Consider the following 15,178-nt stretch of genomic DNA (forward strand, 5'->3'; position numbering starts at 1 on the left):
TTTAGAGCCTCAAAGGGTGGGGGAGTCAAGCGGACTCTTGCCAAGAAACACATCTGAGGGGCTCTGGGACTTGGCATAATAGAAATTGGAGGCGCTTATGGAACTACAAATAATGGTCACGGGGGCCACGGGTACCATTGGAAGCGAGTTGGTAAGGGTCCTTGCTCGTCAGGGTGTGGACGCCGTGGCGGTCAGTCGGTCCTTGGAGCGCCTGCCGTCCGGGCTTCGGGGGATGCAGTTTCCCCTTGAGAATCGTTATCTTTTAGAGCAAGCGCTGAGAAATGTGGATGTTCTGGTTTTTATCCAACCGCTTTGTGACAACATGCTTGAGCAGGCTCGGAATGTCGTGGCTGCAGCCCGTGCATCGGGGGTGCAGTTCGTTCTGAAGATGTCAGGGTTTGGAGCGTCCTCGGTTTCCAAGTACCTGTATCAGCGGATTCAAGGGGAGGCTGACGAGGTGTTGCTTGATAGTGGCCTCCGCCACGCTATTCTGCGACCCAACATCTTTATGCAGTGTTTTTTAAAGATGCACCATGAGGCCCTGATGCAGGGAATTCTCTATCTGCCTCAAGGCGAGGGGCGCACCAGTTTTGTCGATGCCCGGGATGTGGCGGAAGCCGCCGCAAATATTCTGCGTGATCCCTGGGGCTATAATAGAAAAATCATTAATTTAACGGGTGCAAGAGCGCTTTCCAATGCAGAAGCGGTGTCTTTGATAGCTCACTACTCCAAGAGAAGACTGGCCTACGTGCCCGTCACCGAAGAGGCGTGGCTGCGACTTATGCAAAAGAGCGGGGAAGCCGAATGGGTGAAGCAGGCCCTTTTGAGTTTGCACCGGGCCACGCGCGAAGGTGCGGTTGCCGAAGTGGTGCCGGGTCTGCCGAAGCTTCTGGGGCGGGACCCCCGAAGCTTCGAAGCCTTTAGCGAGGACATGAAGCAGGAGTGGATGTTACCCCTGCCTCAGGAAAACTTACTCTGACCAAAGCTCACGGACATCAAGAATATTGCAGTGGAAATCCACTAGAACTTCGTGAGCGGCATCGCCGCCTTGCAGGTTTGTACGAACGTAGTAAACTTTGTCGCCATTTTCCAGTGCCTTTTGAAATTCGGCCTGGCGAGTTTGATATCCTTGTGCACGGAAATAATCTTCGATTTTGCCAGTGCAGGAGCGGCCGGCAAAGCTTGTGGAGGACAAAAGGGCTGTAAGAGCAAACACCAAAGTCTTCATATCAAATCCTTGTTAAGGTTCTGCGCCTGATATACCGATCGGCTCGGGTATTTGCCAGTCAAGATTGTGTTTGGAAATCCTTTCAAGGGCGCTAGTCGTCCAGATAGGATTTCAGCTCCTTGAGGTGGTAGCTCCAACCCAGTTTAAAATCCTTCATGGCGTTCTTTTTAAGCGCTTCTGGCAGCGTTTCCCAGCCTGTATGAGTCAAAGTGAGGATTCTTTCTTTCCCTGTATCTTCAATCTTCAGGGAACACTCTGTGACGGCGTCCTTGGGCCATGTCTTCTCTTTCCAGCTAAAGACGATGAACTGCTCTTTTTTGAGTGCGATCACTTTGCCGGAAGCCAATTGGCGTTTTCCGGTGTCATCCTCCCAAGGCTCTTTGAATGAACCGCCGACTTTGGGTTCCAGGACAACGTCCTCGCTCCACCAGTTTGCCAGCTCGCCCCGGTCGGTCAATGCATTCCAGATCCACCCGGCGCTGGCTTTAAGTTTCACGGACATTTCAATGCTGTCTTTCATCGGAGCTCCTAGGGAAGTTGCACGGCGGCTTGGCATTGATCTTCCGACAAAAATTCCTGATTGGCAAAGATCTTGGTTTTTAAGTACTGATACTTTTCCGGCTGCTGGTTCAGAAGGTCGCGGCCTTTAAAACGATAGGCGACCACGGATTCGGCAAAGTCCTCAGACGGATTGAGTGTGCCATATTCAGAAACGGCCTTTTCGGGCTTTTCCAGGACATAGTCTTTATAGCTGCGTCCCTCATAGCTCTTTTGCACTTCCTTCCACCCCGCGATGCGGAGCCAGTCTGCGGAAGTATCCAGTCTTTGGCGGTAGGCCAGGGTGTGTCCGAGTTCATGGAGGAAGGTCTGCTGGCGCTCACCAAAGGGAAGCTCGTTCCAGCGATCAAAAATTTCCATGCTGGCATTGGCAATGATATTTTCACCAAAACTATAGCGCTGGCCGCGCGTGAAGTGAACCAGGCGCTTGTTGTAGGCCACCGGGTAAAGATGCAGGGGGTAATCCTGCAGTGCCTGTAAAATCTCATCAAGCTCACTGGCGTACCACGCCGAAGCCTTTGTAGTGCGCAAATGAGACCCGTTGAACCCAAACTGCTTCAACAAGAACAGCAACTGCACGCCTTCTTTTTCCCCATAGATCTCTTTCATGGCGCAGAGAACTTGATTGCAAGAACTGGAAAAACGCAGTTCGGGCTTGCCGCGAAGGCTTAAGTCAAAAGTGTGCAGGTCGGAGAAAAGCTGCAGCAGGGAGCTGTTTTCATTTTTAAAAGAAATGCCATGCAGAGTTTTGGATTGGGTGGGCCCAGGCATTTTCCTTAAAGAGGTTTCCATAAATTCGACTGTCGGTGCACGTTGGGATTTGCAGGGGGCCTGTAGAACCTCGTCGGCGCTGGCTGCCCACCAGGGAAGCTCCGGCATCGCCCCGGAGTTGAGACTCCAAAGTACCAAAAATGCAGAAATATAAAGCCTCATGTGATCCCCTTGACCTGAGGCAGGGTCTTAACACCGCTCAAGGACAGAGGCAAAAAGTCCATAGTCAGAGCGAGAGAAATGAGTTGAATTAAGGTGTCTCTGAAAAAAATTCAGCAGCTTTGGGGGGGCGCTAAGCGAGGGGCTTTTTAATGCGCACAGTTCCTGGTCGTGCAGTCCTAAATTTCTGTGGCTCCGGCACGCGCCAGAACCTTCAATTCAATGCCGACGACCGCAAGAATCACCAATATTTCGGCAAGTAAGATGGCCTGTCCCCAAATTGTAATATCGGCATAGGTAAGAAGAATAATTCCGGAAAGAAGACAGTAGCCACTGTTGGCCGAGATGATAGTTTTCAACATCCAACGGGCTGTTTCTTTGGCAAGATAGTAGCAGCCCAAAGAAAAGATTGAATAAACCAAAGGGAAGGAGGCCAGGATATACAAAACATGACGAGGCAGCCCGATTTGCTCAGAAAAAAATGGAAGAAAAATCCCGGTTAAGATCAAACTTAACAGGGCACCCAAACCATCAAAAAGGAAAACTGTTCTACTAGTAAGTTTTTTTATCAGAGGCATTGTTGTTAGGTTAGCATTCTGCTTTTCAATGGCAATGAAGAATCTGTTGGATTCGCTAAACTCGTTGGTTCGTCCGATTGGAGCGTGAATCCAATTCGAACCTATTCGGTTTAAGACTCGTGTTATTCCTTTAGTGATCGGAGGGAGTATTTTCTTATTGTCTTAAGAGTGACTCAATTTCTAAAATTGAAGTAATTCGATCCGAACGAGTTATTAGAGGGGAATTACTTGGTCTCAAAAGTAAGAATGGGAGCGCTTTCCTAAGAAATCAATCGATATACTCCTTTCTTGGGCAATACAAAAAGCATCTGCAGCGGATGCTCAGTAAATGAGATTCAAACGGATCAGTTGATTCTGGGAGCTATTATTAAAGATACATTCAAAGTTTCACGATGGCCTTATAGCGATGGCGACACAATCAAAATGGTGGCCGAAGATGATATTTGGATTAAAGAATCCGCTAAGCCCTGCCAGTACTAACCATGAGCACCATTCCTTCTCTCTTGCGCGAGATTCCCCAATGCGTGTCACCACTTCCTCTTCTTTTGCGAGTTCCGCAGGCCTTTGTAGTGAAGACGAAGGCAAAAGAAAACCATCGAACCGCTAAACCAACAAAATGAAACGTAAAACAACAAGAGCGAGGACTGTCCGAAGCAAAAGAAGAGGAAGTGGTGCCCCGGGCCGGAATTGAACCGGCACGCCCGTTTAAACGAAGCCCAGGATTTTAAGTCCTGTGCGTCTACCAGTTTCGCCACCGGGGCACGCGAAGATCAACTCAATCATTTTTGGCAGCAAACGTCAACGTCTTCATGAACTGAAGCATGTCTTCAGGAACTGCACATTCTATACGCACTTGTTCGTGAGTGAACGGATGCACGAACTCCAAAGAGTGAGCATGCAGCATCAGTCGCGGTGCTTTGGGTTCTTTCGGTGCTGGATAAATATCATCACCGAAAATGCCCATGCCCCGGTCGGCAAGATGCACCCGGATCTGGTGCATGCGTCCGGTCAGGGGTTGAGCTTGCACCAAAAGGGCCGTCGGAAAGACTTCCAATTTTTTGAACAGGGTGTGGGCTTTGTCGCCGCCGGAGTTCACGCGCACCATCTTCATTTTTTTTAGCTTTGCATCGCGCATTTCAGCCAGATGGTTTTCGACTTCCCAGGCGTCGGCCGCTTTTTGCGTCCGTTTGGTCAGGCACAGATAAGTTTTTTGAATGCGGTGAAACTTGAAGAGGTCCGCCAGGGGCTCGTTGGCTTCCTTGGTCTTGGCAAAGATCATTACACCCGAGGTGTCCCGATCCAAGCGGTGATGAAGGGCTAAATAGAAGTCTTTGCCTCGCTCCTGTTGCAACTGCTGCTTCAGAGCTGTAAAAAAATCCGGACGGCTTTTGTCGACAGTGGGTTGTGAGGGAAGGCCCGCAGGTTTGGCAGCGGCTAAAAAGTAGTCGTCTTCAAAGAGGATGTCGAAGGTCATCTCTTGTTGATCATGCAGAAATCAAGATTGGCGTTGATGTATTCACGCTGTTTCTCAAGTTCAGCTTTCGTGAAACGGAAGTCAGAAACTTTGCAGCCATAGTTATTCACGACCTCGTGAATGGCCTGCACTTCATCCATGGTCATGTTCAATTTCCAGATCAGCTTTACAGCCAGCCAGTCACGCACGTACTGACAGCGGTAAGAGAGATTGGCCGGCAAATAACGGTCTGGAGCACGGTCGCCCTTGGACATATTCTGGCTGGCATCGGAAGAGATCAGGTGATTCTTGTAGCCCATGTAGTTTGCATACAAGCAACGGGTCTTATAGTCCCACTGCCAAGCGCCAGACATATACGCATTTTTCAAAGGAACCATGTGGTCAATCTGGATTTCGCGGGCTGAAACAACTTCTTTGCCAGCATAAGGGTCGTTCCAGAGGCCGGACTCAACTACGCACTGCTTGTTGCCGCGGTAAGTGACGTCGGTATTGGAGTCACGCACCAGCACTTTAGCTCGGGTATTCATACACGTGTCGTCCGTTGGATCATTGATCCAGCGACCGAAGTGCAACTTGCGCATGTATTTTTCTTCTGGAGTTGGTGGCGCTTCGGCATGCAAAGTCCACTTCAGCAGATTCACGACCAGCTTTTTAACCCCTTGAATAAACTGAGACGGGCCCAGTTCTGGCGAGTATTCCATAAAGGAGTATTCGTTGCGGCGGGTGGTGTCTGTTTCGAGGTTGTCTTCATCAACAGTGAAGAACTCATTGCTCGGAGCCGGGGCGGTGGTGGCAGCTAAGGTCGGTGATGCGACGAATGCGATCAAAAAAATGACCGCAAGCAAGCTCACTGTGTTCCCTTTAAAGCGTTTCATTCTCGGTTCCCCCTCCGCGAATTGGACTCATTAAGCCCCAGATCGAAGGTAGTTTCAACAAAACAATTCGTCAGGATTTGGTTCGACTTGCATGCTGCGCATTAAGTTCCTAATGGGACGTTTAAATGCTCTAACTTTGCGCAATTTTAATGGTTTTTGGATTTCTCACTGCAGAAAAAATATAGCATGAAGCCGCAGGTTGGCACTCTGCGCAGGTCCGATGGGGCTAGTTCAAGGGGGGTGTTCCGGGGTTTTCTTGCGGAAATACAGGGGGTGTCGCTAAGCTGAAGACTCAGCATAAAGAGGAGTGCATAGAATGAAAATGCTTTTACTTACATCTGTTTTGGTATTTGGTTTGGCAGCTTGTTCCCACAAGGCGCACAAGCATGAAAATTGTGGCTGTGGTGGTGCGAAGGCTGAGAAGTCTGAGTGCTCTGGTAAAGAGTGTGGCATGAAAAAGGGTGGCTGCGCTGATTGTCAGGAATCCTCCGAATCCAAATAGTCACCCGAACGACGAAAGAAGTGTTCGCAAGGCTCAAGGGAAATCCTTGGGCCTTTCTTTATTTATGCACCCCCGTTGCCTTTGAATAATCCGTTGCCTTGAATAATCCGCTAAATTACTTTTTGATTGTCATATTTCCATTTCGGAAGGGATTTTGGACATGAAAAAGTGCGCCCTTTTAGGCCTCTTGGTGCTGGCTTGGCATCCGCAGGTCTTTTCTATTGATCTTCACGAATATCTGAAAGTCGTTATCGAAAAAAACAAATCCGTCCAGGCTCTGGATGTCTCTAAGGAAGCGGCGGAAGACCGCAAGACTTCCGGAGACATTGAACTGGTGCCCGTGCTGACAGCAGGGGTGGGATATCTGAATGACAAAAGTCCCTTGGGGCAGTTTGCACAGTTGGGGGGAACTCAAACCACGGCAAAAGATCTTAAGTTGGGCTTGATGAAGCGCTTTTCAACCGGGACCGACGTCAGTGTCACGGCAAGTGCCAGTGAGGTCGAAAATGAAGGGACTTTGCTGAATCCCGCCTTTTCACGTTTTGCTTATGGCAGCCTGGGTGTGGGGCTGGAGCAGTCGTTGTGGAAAGACTCTTTTGGCAATGCCACCAGTCTTCGTTGGGAGCGTCAGGATGCTGTGACGGCCGCAGAGGTCGGGAAGTACGATCTTCAGAAGAAACTGCTTTTGATCGACGCGGAAGCGGCGTACTGGGACTATGTTTATCAGAATGAAAACCTGCGCATCGGACGAGCCTCTTTGGAGAGAGCCCGCCGGATTGAGTCCTGGACACGTCGTCGTGTGAACGATGGTATCAGCGACCGGGCCGATCTGCTTTCGGCGCAGGCTCTGGTGTCAGCTCGTCAGTTGCAGCTGATTTCCGCAGAAGATGATATGGCGGCAGCAAAAAGAAGAATCCGCGACTTTATGGAACTGGGGGATTCTGAACCCATCCCAGAGATCACGGGGAATATTTCCCAGGCGCGGACTTTGAGCTCCATGGTAGACGGCAAAGGTGCTCGTGTGGTGGCGCTGGATGCGTATCTGGCTTCATTAAATTCCAAGGCCATGTCCCTGGTCGCCAAAGAAACTGAAGACGGCTATCGTCCGGATCTGGTTTTGTCGGGGGCTTATAACACCAACAACTTCCAAGTGGGAAAAACTGTCGGCGATGCAGCCTCCAAGTGGACAGACACGGAACTGCCAACCTGGAAGGTCGGTTTGAATCTGATTTACCTGTTTGATACGGACGTGAAAAATGCGGCTCAATCTGCCGCACGTAAAGATGCGCTGGCTGCAAAGTTGCAAAGCGAAAGAAAAATGCTGGACAGTGAAAGTGCGTGGGTTGAAATCAATCGCCGCTATTCTGAGATGAATAAACGTATTGATGCGGCCACACAGATTGCGCGACTGCAGACAGATGCCGCCAAGGCGCAAACGGACCTTTTCAATAAAGGCCGTTCTATCACTGCCAACGTGATCAATGCCGAAGAAGATGCCGCCGATGCGGAATTGAATTTGACCAAGCTGAAGTCCGAACAAAGAAAAATGGAGGCCCAGGCCCGTTTGTTCATCGCCGTCGATGAATCTGGCAGTGGCGAGGGGAACTAATTTATGAATTTACCGAGTCTGTCGATTCGAAGACCGATTTTTATCTCCTGTATCGTGATCCTGATGTTGATTCTGGGGGCATTTTCTTTGCGCAAGATGCCTGTGGATATGTTCCCGGATGTGACCTTCCCGGTTTTGTTTGTGCAGGTGACCTATCCTGGTGCTTCGCCATTGGATCTGGAAAAGCAGGTTTCAAAACTGATTGAAGATGAAGTCGGCAGTATATCCGGTCTGAAAACTTTGACCTCAAACAACTTGGATGGCGTGGCCATCATTGTTGTCGAGTTCCAGCTGGGAACAGACATCAAAGAAGTCGAACAAGAGGTCCGTAATCGTATTGGGAATATCCGCCGGGATTTGCCGGCGGATATTTATGAACCGGTGATTCGTCGTTTTGACCCGGCCGATCAGCCCATTGTAACCCTGGCGGTGACTTCGGATCTTCCCGAGGGGGCAGCCTATGATCTGGCCAACGAAGTTATCAAACCCCGCTTTGAGCGCATCAAGGACGTGGGGCAGGTCGACATCTTTGGGGGCCGCAAGCAGGAAATCCATGTTCTTGTGGATAAGAACAAACTGCAGGATCGTAAAATTTCGATGCTGCAGGTGTCTCAGCGTGTGATTGACACCTCCAAGGACATTCCAATTGGGAAGATTGAAAACGACAAGGATGAAACAACCTTGCGCACAAATGGTGAATTTGAATCTTTGAAGCAGATCGAAGAAGTGAATGTCAACTTCGTCGGATCTGACAAGGCGATTCTGGTCAAGGATGTGGGCCGGGTGGTGAAAAGTCTAGAAGACCAGAAGACCATGGGGCGCATCCGCGGAGAGCGGGCCCTGTTGATGAATGTTTATAAACAGCGGGGTGCCAATACGGTGGCCGTTGCCGAGGCTGTTAAGAAGAACATCGAAAAGGTCAATGCCATGCTGAAGGAAAAAGGCATGAAGGGTGCGGTGACGATGGTGCGTGATACGTCTCGCCCGATCCAGCTGAACGTCTATGACGTGAAAGAATCCATCATCATCGGTATTATCCTGTGTGTGATCGTGGTGTTCTTCTTCCTGGGGTCTGCGCGTTCGACCTTTATCACGGCGATGGCACTGCCGAACTCCCTTTTGGGTGGTTTTGTCATCATGTATGCGATGGGTTTCACCATCAATCTTATGACTTTGTTGGCGTTGTCTTTGGCTGTGGGTCTTTTGATCGATGATGCGATCGTGGTGCGGGAAAATATTTTCCGTCATCTGGAAATGGGTAAAAAACCGAAGGATGCCGCACTGGAGGGAACCAAAGAGGTGGCCATGGCCGTCATTGCCACGACTCTGGTTGTTATTGCGGTGTTTGGTCCGATCTCTTTCTTGCAGGGGATTGTCGGTCAATTCTTCAAGCAGTTTGGCTTGACGGTTGTCTTTACGATGCTGATTTCGTTGTTTGATGCTTTCACGGTGGCACCGATGCTGTCTGCTTATATGGCTCACCCGAATGAGCACGTCAAAGGAGATGGTATCATTGGGCGTATGCTGGCGGGCTTTGACCGCTTCCAGACGTGGCTTGAAAACTGGTATGAAAAGGGGCTTAAGTACACTTTGGGGAACCCGAAGAAAGTGCTTGCCGGTGGAGCTGTTGTCTTTGTGATGTCCATGGGGACTTTGGCCTTCATCCCAGCAACCTTCCTGCCATCGCCGGATAACGGGGAGTTCATGGTGAACATCGAGTTGCCGGTGGGATCGTCTTTGATGGCAACCAGTGCTTTCACCGAGAAAGTGGAAGCGCTATTTGAAAAAGACCCGGCTGTGGACATGGTTATGACCATTGTGGGGAACACGAATAACGAATCCAACAAAAGTTCCATCTTCATCCGTCTGGTAGAAAGAAAAAACAGAAGCATGAACACCACGGACTACAAAGAGTCCCTGCGTAAGAAACTTCCGCAGTTTGCCGCAGAGGCGACGGTGTCCCTGGGGGACATTGATGCCGTGAACTCTGGGCAAAAACCTTTGAATGTGAATATTCAAGGGGAGGATCTGAATCAGTTGAACGAATACGCGGTCAAATTGGTTGAGCGTTTTAAAAAGATCCCGGGTTTGGTGGATGTGGATACCAACTTCCGTTCTGGTAAGCCGGAGTTTCATGTTGTCTTTGATCGTGCCAAGTCCGAAAAGCTGGGTGTTTCCACGGTGACGGCCGGAGCGGAACTTCGTAATCGCACGGAAGGGAACGAACAGGCGATTTATCGTGAAAACGGGATCGACTATAAAATCCGTGTGCGTTTTGAGGAAATGTACCGTGATCTGCGCACGCAGTTTGCATCGACCTTTGTTCCTAATGCGAACTACAACATGATTCCACTTTCTCGAGTGGCACAAGGTGAAAACGCCTCTGGATTCTCACAGATTAACCGTCAGAACAAAGGCCGTTACATTCAGATTTCCGGGAACCTTGCCAAAGGTGGAGCCTTGGGCACGATTTCGGCTGAAATTGAAAAAGTCATCAAGAATGAAATCAAGCCGCCACCAGGGGTTGATTTCAGCTTCCAGGGGCAAGCTGATGACTTTAAAGAGCTGATTGAAAATATGCTCTTGGCGATTTTCCTTGGTGTGATCTTTATCTATCTGGTTCTGGCGAGCTTGTATGAAAGCTTTATCACTCCATTCACGATCTTGCTGGCATTGCCACTGGCGATGACGGGTGCATTCCTGGCATTACTGATCTTCGGTAAGACCATTGATATCTTCTCGCTGATTGGGATTGTGCTGTTATTAGGTGTCGTGGCGAAGAACTCGATCTTGTTAGTGGATTACACGAATCATCTGATTCACGAGGGGATGGAGCGTAATGAGGCGATTATCAAAGCCTGCCGCACGCGTCTGCGTCCGATTCTGATGACGTCCCTGGCGTTGATTGCCGGGATGGTCCCCATCGCGATTGGTCTGAATGAAGCCTCTGCGATGAGAACCTCCATGGGGGTGGCCATCATCGGCGGTTTGATCAGTTCGACTTTGCTGACACTTTTGATCGTGCCAGCGGCGTTTGGTTTCGTTGAAGACTTCAAGGCCTGGTTCCGTGCGAAACTGGCCCGTGTCACCGGTTATCAGCCGTAAAGACCCCGGAAGCTTCGGATCTGTTGAAGCTTTCGTTCAAAGGGAGCCCAGTCGTCGCGTTCGGCGATGGGCTTCCACAGTGATTCCAATTCATCAATAATCAATGAGCACGCATGGCCTGTTTGCAGGTAGGGGTGTTGTGCTTTGGTGGCATCGGCCACTTCGAAGTAGGACAGGGAATCCTGTAGCTTCTTGAAGGTTTCTTTCTGGTAAAGCTCTTTTTGCGGCGAGCGTTCCAGGCGTTCTGCGATTGCGCCCGAGTGCAGATCATACAGTGTTTGTTCAAACAGACCTTTTTCCTGATCCAGGAACTGGAAAAGATGAGTGACCAGTTCTGCGTTCAGATCGTAAATTGCGGCACCTTCTTCTAAAGGGTTGTGCAGATTTAGGCGCAGTAAAAGTCTTCTTTGAACCTCGAAGTTGAAGGCATCTCCATAATCCTCAAGAATTTCTTCGACGGGCAGATCCGGGAAGGCCACCTTGAGGGCGGCCCCAAGTTGATGCAGGTTCCACAGAACGGCTGTGGGCTGACGTCCAAAACAGTAAAGCCCGGTCTGATCAAAGTAGGCGGCAGTGAACGCCGGATCATAAACTGGCAGGAAGCGATAGGGTCCGTAGTCAAAACTTTCGCCGGTGATGTTCATGTTGTCGGTGTTGAGAACTCCATGAACGAATCCCGCCATCATCCAGGCGGCGACGGTCTTTGCTGAAGCATAGGATACTTCGCGCAGAAAAGCTGCGGCTTGTTCTGTGTCAGCAAATCCACCCAGTGAAGGATAAAAATGCTTCACACAATAGTTCAGTAACTTTTTGATGTTCTCGGCCTGATTTAAAAAAGCCAGTCGTTGAAAAGTTCCAAAACGGACGTGACTGTGGCTGAGTCGAACTAAAACTCCGGCGCGGGTCGGGGAAGGTTCGTCATGTCGTTGCAGGCTTTCGCCGGTTTCAAAGACTGAAAAAGTTTTGCTGGTGTTGACCCCATAGGATTCCAAAAGTTCGGTCGCCAGAATCTCCCGGAAGGCTCCCTTGAGAGTCAATCGGCCATCTCCGCCTCGGGAATAGGGAGTGCGCCCGCTGCCTTTGGTGCCCAAATCCAAAAGACGGTTTCCGGCCTGAAATTGTGCAAACAGAAAACCTCGCCCATCCCCTAGGTCCGGGTTGTAACTGCGAAATTGGTGGCCATGATAGCGCAAAGCCAAAGGGGACGTGATGTTCTGAGGCAGGCTTTCAAACTTCCAGAAGTGTGTTTGCCATTGTTCAGCCGTCAGGTGGCCTAAACCCACGGATTCTGCGGCGCTTTGATTGCGATAGCGCAAAATAGCTTGCGGGAATTGGGCAGGTGGCACTTCGTCGTAAAAATCAGGGCCAAGCTCATAAATTGGAGGTACAAAGGACGTCATGACCCCTTATCTTCTTTTCCCGGTTCAAACGCAAGGGGGTCTATTCTAGTTGACAGTGATTTGCATTTAGGGGAAAACAGTGACACCAAAGGCGGTCTTGCGTGGACGAACAAATTCTTACCCAACCCTCAGCTCAACAAGATTCCTGCTGCGAGGTGGATCACACTCAGCATGAGGAGTTTGCAGAAAAAACAGAGAACTGGGACCGTATCGGCATCTTCCTGTCTTCCTTGTGTGCCATTCACTGTCTGGCGACGCCGCTGCTGGTGCTGTTGCTTCCCGTATTCGGGGAGTTTTTCCATTCTGAGTGGGTTCATTTGACCATGGCGGTGGTGATTCTGCCGGTGGGACTTTTTGCCTTCTGGTCGGGTTATAAACACCACAAGCAGGCGCGGGTCTTTGCCTTGGGTGTCTTGGGGCTTTCGATGGTGGCAGCAGCGTCGGTCCTTCCCCATGAATGGGTGGAGGTGATGGAGCACGATGTGGTTACCATCGTCGGCAGCTTTTTACTGATCACAGCCCATGTCCTTAATCGCCGTGCGTGCCTATGTCATAAGCACGAGGCGACCCGCCTAAAGTAGTATTTTGAACTTCAGTCAATGCAGCTTTTTGTGGCAGGCAGTGCCTCATTCTGCTGCGATTTTAGTAGGTTAGCTAAAGGAAATATGCGCCATCGCATACTTTTTCGCGTTTTTCAATTGAAAACCAAGTGAAAGATAGTAGTGTTTAGTTGAAAACTAAATGATGGAGGCATCTATGATCGAATCTAAAATGAACCGTCGCGGTTTCTTCTCAACTCTTGCAAAGATCACTGGCGTTGCTGTGGTTGCACCAGCGGCTTTGTCTGCTGTTTTCTCTTCAACGGCTGAAGCTCAGAAAAAACGTGGTGGCGCTCCGGAAGCGGGCGGTGCAGCGGCAGGTGGTATGCCGATGGTGGACCCTAATGATTCCGTGGCAAAAGCGGTAAAGTACGTTGAGGACTTTAAAAAAGCTCCAGAATCCAAAGGCAACGACTGCATGGGTTGTGGCTTCTACGCTAAAAAAGAAGTTCGTAACGGTAAAGAAGTCGGCACTTGCACAATCTTCGCTGGTAAACTTGTTTACGGCCAAGGCTGGTGTGCTTCCTGGAATAAAAAAGCGTAAGCTTTCAATTTCTATGAAAATAAAAAACCCTGATAAGAATTCTTATCAGGGTTTTTTTATATCACTGTGTTTGATTATTTGGGGGTGTCGCGCAAAGCACGGCGCAAGATCTTACCGACATTTGTTTTCGGCAATTCCGCGCGGAATTCCACAAGGCGTGGCACTTTGTAGTTCGTCAGGCTCTTACGGGCGTGAGCAATCACATCTTCCGCCGTCAGGTTTTGATCTTTCTTCACGACCACTGCCTTCACGATTTCGCCGGAATGTTCGTCAAGTACACCGATGGCCGCCACTTCCAGAACACCTGGATGGGAAGCAATGGCTTCTTCCACCTCGTTTGGATAAACGTTGAAGCCTGACACTAGAATCATGTCTTTTTTGCGATCCACGATCTTGAAGAAGCCGTCGGCGTCTGCCACGGCGATGTCGCCGGTTTTCAGCCAGCCGTTGTTCAGCACTTGAGCTGTTTCATCAGGACGATTCCAGTAACCGGCCATCACTTGAGGTCCACGGCATACCAGTTCACCTGGCTCGCCCAAAGCAACCTCTTTACCGTCGTCGTCAATCAGCATGATGTCAGTGCTTGGGAACGGCAGGCCAATGGTTCCTACGCGGTCTGTCCCGTCGATAGGGTTGCAGCACACCACGGGGGATGCCTCTGTCAGGCCGTAACCTTCCACGATCACGGATTTGGTCAGCTCCATCCACTTTTCAGCAACAGATTTTTGCAAAGTCATTGCACCAGCTACGCTGACTTTCACGCGGCTGAAATCAATGGTTGTAAATTCAGGGTTGTTCATCAAAGCATTGAACAACGTGTTCACGCCCGCCATCACGGTGAACGGAGTTTTCTTAAGCTCTTTGATGAACCCAGGGATGTCGCGGGGGTTGGTGATCAGAACATTTTCGCTTCCGTAGCGCAAAAGACCCAGACAGTTCAGAGTCAGGGCGAAGATGTGATACATCGGAAGGGCGGCAATCGCGACCTCTTCTCCTTCGCGCAGTTTCGGAGTCATCCAGTCACAGATTTGCAACATATTCGCCGCAACATTTCTGTGCGTCAGCATGGCACCTTTGGCCACGCCTGTCGTGCCACCTGTGTACTGCAGGAAGGCGATGTCTTCCAAAGTGGTCGGAATTTTGGAAGAAGGTTTCATCGCACCCAGTTCCATGGCCTGACGGAAAGAGTAGGCTTGTGGAATATGGTACGGTGGAACCATTTTTTTAATATAACGAACTACCGAGTTTACCAAAATTCTTTTCGGAGTCGGGAACAGATCCGCGATCTCAGTGATGACAACGCTTTCGATGTCAGTTTCCTTGATGATCTCTTGCAGAAGGTGGGCGTAGTTGGCCAAAATCACAATGGCCTTGGCGCCAGAGTCCTTGAATTGGTGGCGCATTTCTTTGGCTGTGTAGAGCGGATTGGTGTTCACGATGGTCAAGCCTGAGCGCAAAGCCGCGAAAGCAACAATCGGGAACTGCAGTAGATTTGGCATCTGGATAGCGATGCGGTCGCCTTTTTTAAGTTTCAGTTCGTTTTGCAGGAAGGAAGCGAACTGATCCACTTTCTTGTCCAGATCTGAGAAGGTGAGACTGACTCCCATGCTGGTAAAGGCTTTTTTGGAATTGAACTTGCGGATGGCCTCTTCATAAACATCCACCAAGGAGTTGTAACGTGTCAGATCCACCTCGTGCGCAACACCTTTGGGGTAGTTCTTGAGCCAAATTCTTTCCATGGAGACCTCCTGCTAAAGTTGCATCAATTTGATTCTC

General features: G+C 49.9%; 15 protein-coding genes and 1 tRNA gene. 7 read left to right on the forward strand and 9 right to left on the reverse strand.

Going from position 1 to position 15,178, the window contains the following annotated elements:
• The first annotated feature begins 97 nt into the window (after positions 1-97).
• On the forward strand, positions 98-979 hold the full coding sequence (locus ACZ5ZZ_RS07675) for an SDR family oxidoreductase (protein WP_464134879.1): 882 nt from the start codon (positions 98-100) through the stop codon (positions 977-979).
• Here the strand turns inward: ACZ5ZZ_RS07675 and ACZ5ZZ_RS07680 are convergent.
• From ACZ5ZZ_RS07680 to ACZ5ZZ_RS07695, 4 genes are all read right to left on the reverse strand, one after another.
• Positions 971-1,228, reverse strand: coding sequence for a hypothetical protein (locus tag ACZ5ZZ_RS07680; RefSeq protein ID WP_464120993.1), 258 nt, complete (start codon positions 1,226-1,228; stop codon positions 971-973). The two genes, ACZ5ZZ_RS07675 and ACZ5ZZ_RS07680, sit on opposite strands and share 9 nt — an antisense overlap.
• 91 nt (positions 1,229-1,319) lie before the next feature.
• The gene (locus tag ACZ5ZZ_RS07685) at positions 1,320-1,748 is read right to left on the reverse strand and encodes an SRPBCC family protein (RefSeq protein WP_464142114.1); all 429 of its coding nucleotides are present in this window, start codon (positions 1,746-1,748) and stop codon (positions 1,320-1,322) included.
• An 8-nt stretch (positions 1,749-1,756) separates the two neighbouring features.
• On the reverse strand, positions 1,757-2,719 hold the full coding sequence (locus tag ACZ5ZZ_RS07690) for a hypothetical protein (RefSeq protein WP_464142116.1): 963 nt from the start codon (positions 2,717-2,719) through the stop codon (positions 1,757-1,759).
• A 176-nt stretch (positions 2,720-2,895) separates the two neighbouring features.
• Entirely contained in the window at positions 2,896-3,294 is a 399-nt protein-coding gene (locus ACZ5ZZ_RS07695; protein ID WP_464142118.1) for a hypothetical protein, read from the reverse strand.
• Between the two features lie 288 nt (positions 3,295-3,582).
• Between ACZ5ZZ_RS07695 and ACZ5ZZ_RS07700 the strand changes: the two genes are divergently transcribed.
• Positions 3,583-3,774: a hypothetical protein gene (locus tag ACZ5ZZ_RS07700; protein WP_464142120.1), complete on the forward strand. Its 192-nt coding sequence runs from the start codon at positions 3,583-3,585 to the stop codon at positions 3,772-3,774.
• 189 nt (positions 3,775-3,963) lie between these two features.
• On the opposite strand, the gene ACZ5ZZ_RS07705 is transcribed toward ACZ5ZZ_RS07700, so the two are convergent.
• The 3 genes from ACZ5ZZ_RS07705 to ACZ5ZZ_RS07715 all read right to left on the reverse strand — a co-directional run bounded on the left by ACZ5ZZ_RS07705 (position 3,964) and on the right by ACZ5ZZ_RS07715 (position 5,643).
• A tRNA-Leu gene (locus ACZ5ZZ_RS07705) sits at positions 3,964-4,055 on the reverse strand.
• A 14-nt stretch (positions 4,056-4,069) separates the two neighbouring features.
• Complete coding sequence (locus ACZ5ZZ_RS07710) at positions 4,070-4,768, reverse strand: RluA family pseudouridine synthase (RefSeq protein WP_464134889.1); 699 nt, start codon at positions 4,766-4,768, stop codon at positions 4,070-4,072.
• Positions 4,765-5,643: an HNH endonuclease family protein gene (locus ACZ5ZZ_RS07715; RefSeq protein ID WP_464142122.1), complete on the reverse strand. Its 879-nt coding sequence runs from the start codon at positions 5,641-5,643 to the stop codon at positions 4,765-4,767. Before ACZ5ZZ_RS07715 ends, ACZ5ZZ_RS07710 begins: the two co-directional genes overlap by 4 nt.
• A gap of 316 nt (positions 5,644-5,959) precedes the next feature.
• On the opposite strand from ACZ5ZZ_RS07715, the gene ACZ5ZZ_RS07720 reads away from it, so the two are divergent.
• From ACZ5ZZ_RS07720 to ACZ5ZZ_RS07730, 3 genes are all read left to right on the forward strand, one after another.
• Positions 5,960-6,145, forward strand: coding sequence for a hypothetical protein (locus ACZ5ZZ_RS07720; RefSeq protein WP_464134893.1), 186 nt, complete (start codon positions 5,960-5,962; stop codon positions 6,143-6,145).
• Positions 6,146-6,305: 160 nt separating this feature from the next.
• Positions 6,306-7,754 carry a TolC family protein gene (locus ACZ5ZZ_RS07725; RefSeq protein WP_464142124.1) on the forward strand — a complete coding sequence of 483 codons (1,449 nt, stop codon included), beginning with the start codon at positions 6,306-6,308 and terminating at the stop codon, positions 7,752-7,754.
• 3 nt (positions 7,755-7,757) lie between these two features.
• Positions 7,758-10,859, forward strand: a complete 3,102-nt coding sequence (locus tag ACZ5ZZ_RS07730; protein ID WP_464134896.1) for an efflux RND transporter permease subunit — start codon at positions 7,758-7,760, stop codon at positions 10,857-10,859.
• Here ACZ5ZZ_RS07730 and ACZ5ZZ_RS07735 read toward each other — a convergent pair.
• Entirely contained in the window at positions 10,850-12,259 is a 1,410-nt protein-coding gene (locus tag ACZ5ZZ_RS07735; RefSeq protein WP_464142126.1) for a protein adenylyltransferase SelO family protein, read from the reverse strand. The two genes, ACZ5ZZ_RS07730 and ACZ5ZZ_RS07735, sit on opposite strands and share 10 nt — an antisense overlap.
• A 101-nt stretch (positions 12,260-12,360) precedes the next feature.
• Between ACZ5ZZ_RS07735 and ACZ5ZZ_RS07740 the strand changes: the two genes are divergently transcribed.
• Positions 12,361-12,840 carry a MerC domain-containing protein gene (locus ACZ5ZZ_RS07740; RefSeq protein WP_464121003.1) on the forward strand — a complete coding sequence of 160 codons (480 nt, stop codon included), beginning with the start codon at positions 12,361-12,363 and terminating at the stop codon, positions 12,838-12,840.
• A gap of 175 nt (positions 12,841-13,015) precedes the next feature.
• On the forward strand, positions 13,016-13,402 hold the full coding sequence (locus tag ACZ5ZZ_RS07745) for a high-potential iron-sulfur protein (protein ID WP_464134901.1): 387 nt from the start codon (positions 13,016-13,018) through the stop codon (positions 13,400-13,402).
• A 74-nt stretch (positions 13,403-13,476) separates the two neighbouring features.
• Here ACZ5ZZ_RS07745 and ACZ5ZZ_RS07750 read toward each other — a convergent pair whose 3' ends face one another.
• Positions 13,477-15,141: an AMP-binding protein gene (locus ACZ5ZZ_RS07750; protein ID WP_464142128.1), complete on the reverse strand. Its 1,665-nt coding sequence runs from the start codon at positions 15,139-15,141 to the stop codon at positions 13,477-13,479.
• Positions 15,142-15,178 lie beyond the last annotated feature (37 nt).

It is taken from the genome of Bdellovibrio sp. HM001 (genome assembly GCF_055397275.1).

What these genes read in the sequence shown, in the direction of transcription:
- ACZ5ZZ_RS07675 (WP_464134879.1), top strand. Translation starts at nt 98, where the DNA reads ATGGAACTACAAATAATGGTCACGGGGGCCACGGGTACCATTGGAAGC.
- ACZ5ZZ_RS07680 (WP_464120993.1), bottom strand. Translation starts at nt 1,228, where the DNA reads ATGAAGACTTTGGTGTTTGCTCTTACAGCCCTTTTGTCCTCCACAAGC.
- ACZ5ZZ_RS07685 (WP_464142114.1), bottom strand. Translation starts at nt 1,748, where the DNA reads ATGAAAGACAGCATTGAAATGTCCGTGAAACTTAAAGCCAGCGCCGGG.
- ACZ5ZZ_RS07690 (WP_464142116.1), bottom strand. Translation starts at nt 2,719, where the DNA reads ATGAGGCTTTATATTTCTGCATTTTTGGTACTTTGGAGTCTCAACTCC.
- ACZ5ZZ_RS07695 (WP_464142118.1), bottom strand. Translation starts at nt 3,294, where the DNA reads ATGCCTCTGATAAAAAAACTTACTAGTAGAACAGTTTTCCTTTTTGAT.
- ACZ5ZZ_RS07710 (WP_464134889.1), bottom strand. Translation starts at nt 4,768, where the DNA reads ATGACCTTCGACATCCTCTTTGAAGACGACTACTTTTTAGCCGCTGCC.
- ACZ5ZZ_RS07715 (WP_464142122.1), bottom strand. Translation starts at nt 5,643, where the DNA reads ATGAAACGCTTTAAAGGGAACACAGTGAGCTTGCTTGCGGTCATTTTT.
- ACZ5ZZ_RS07720 (WP_464134893.1), top strand. Translation starts at nt 5,960, where the DNA reads ATGAAAATGCTTTTACTTACATCTGTTTTGGTATTTGGTTTGGCAGCT.
- ACZ5ZZ_RS07725 (WP_464142124.1), top strand. Translation starts at nt 6,306, where the DNA reads ATGAAAAAGTGCGCCCTTTTAGGCCTCTTGGTGCTGGCTTGGCATCCG.
- ACZ5ZZ_RS07730 (WP_464134896.1), top strand. Translation starts at nt 7,758, where the DNA reads ATGAATTTACCGAGTCTGTCGATTCGAAGACCGATTTTTATCTCCTGT.
- ACZ5ZZ_RS07735 (WP_464142126.1), bottom strand. Translation starts at nt 12,259, where the DNA reads ATGACGTCCTTTGTACCTCCAATTTATGAGCTTGGCCCTGATTTTTAC.
- ACZ5ZZ_RS07745 (WP_464134901.1), top strand. Translation starts at nt 13,016, where the DNA reads ATGATCGAATCTAAAATGAACCGTCGCGGTTTCTTCTCAACTCTTGCA.
- ACZ5ZZ_RS07750 (WP_464142128.1), bottom strand. Translation starts at nt 15,141, where the DNA reads ATGGAAAGAATTTGGCTCAAGAACTACCCCAAAGGTGTTGCGCACGAG.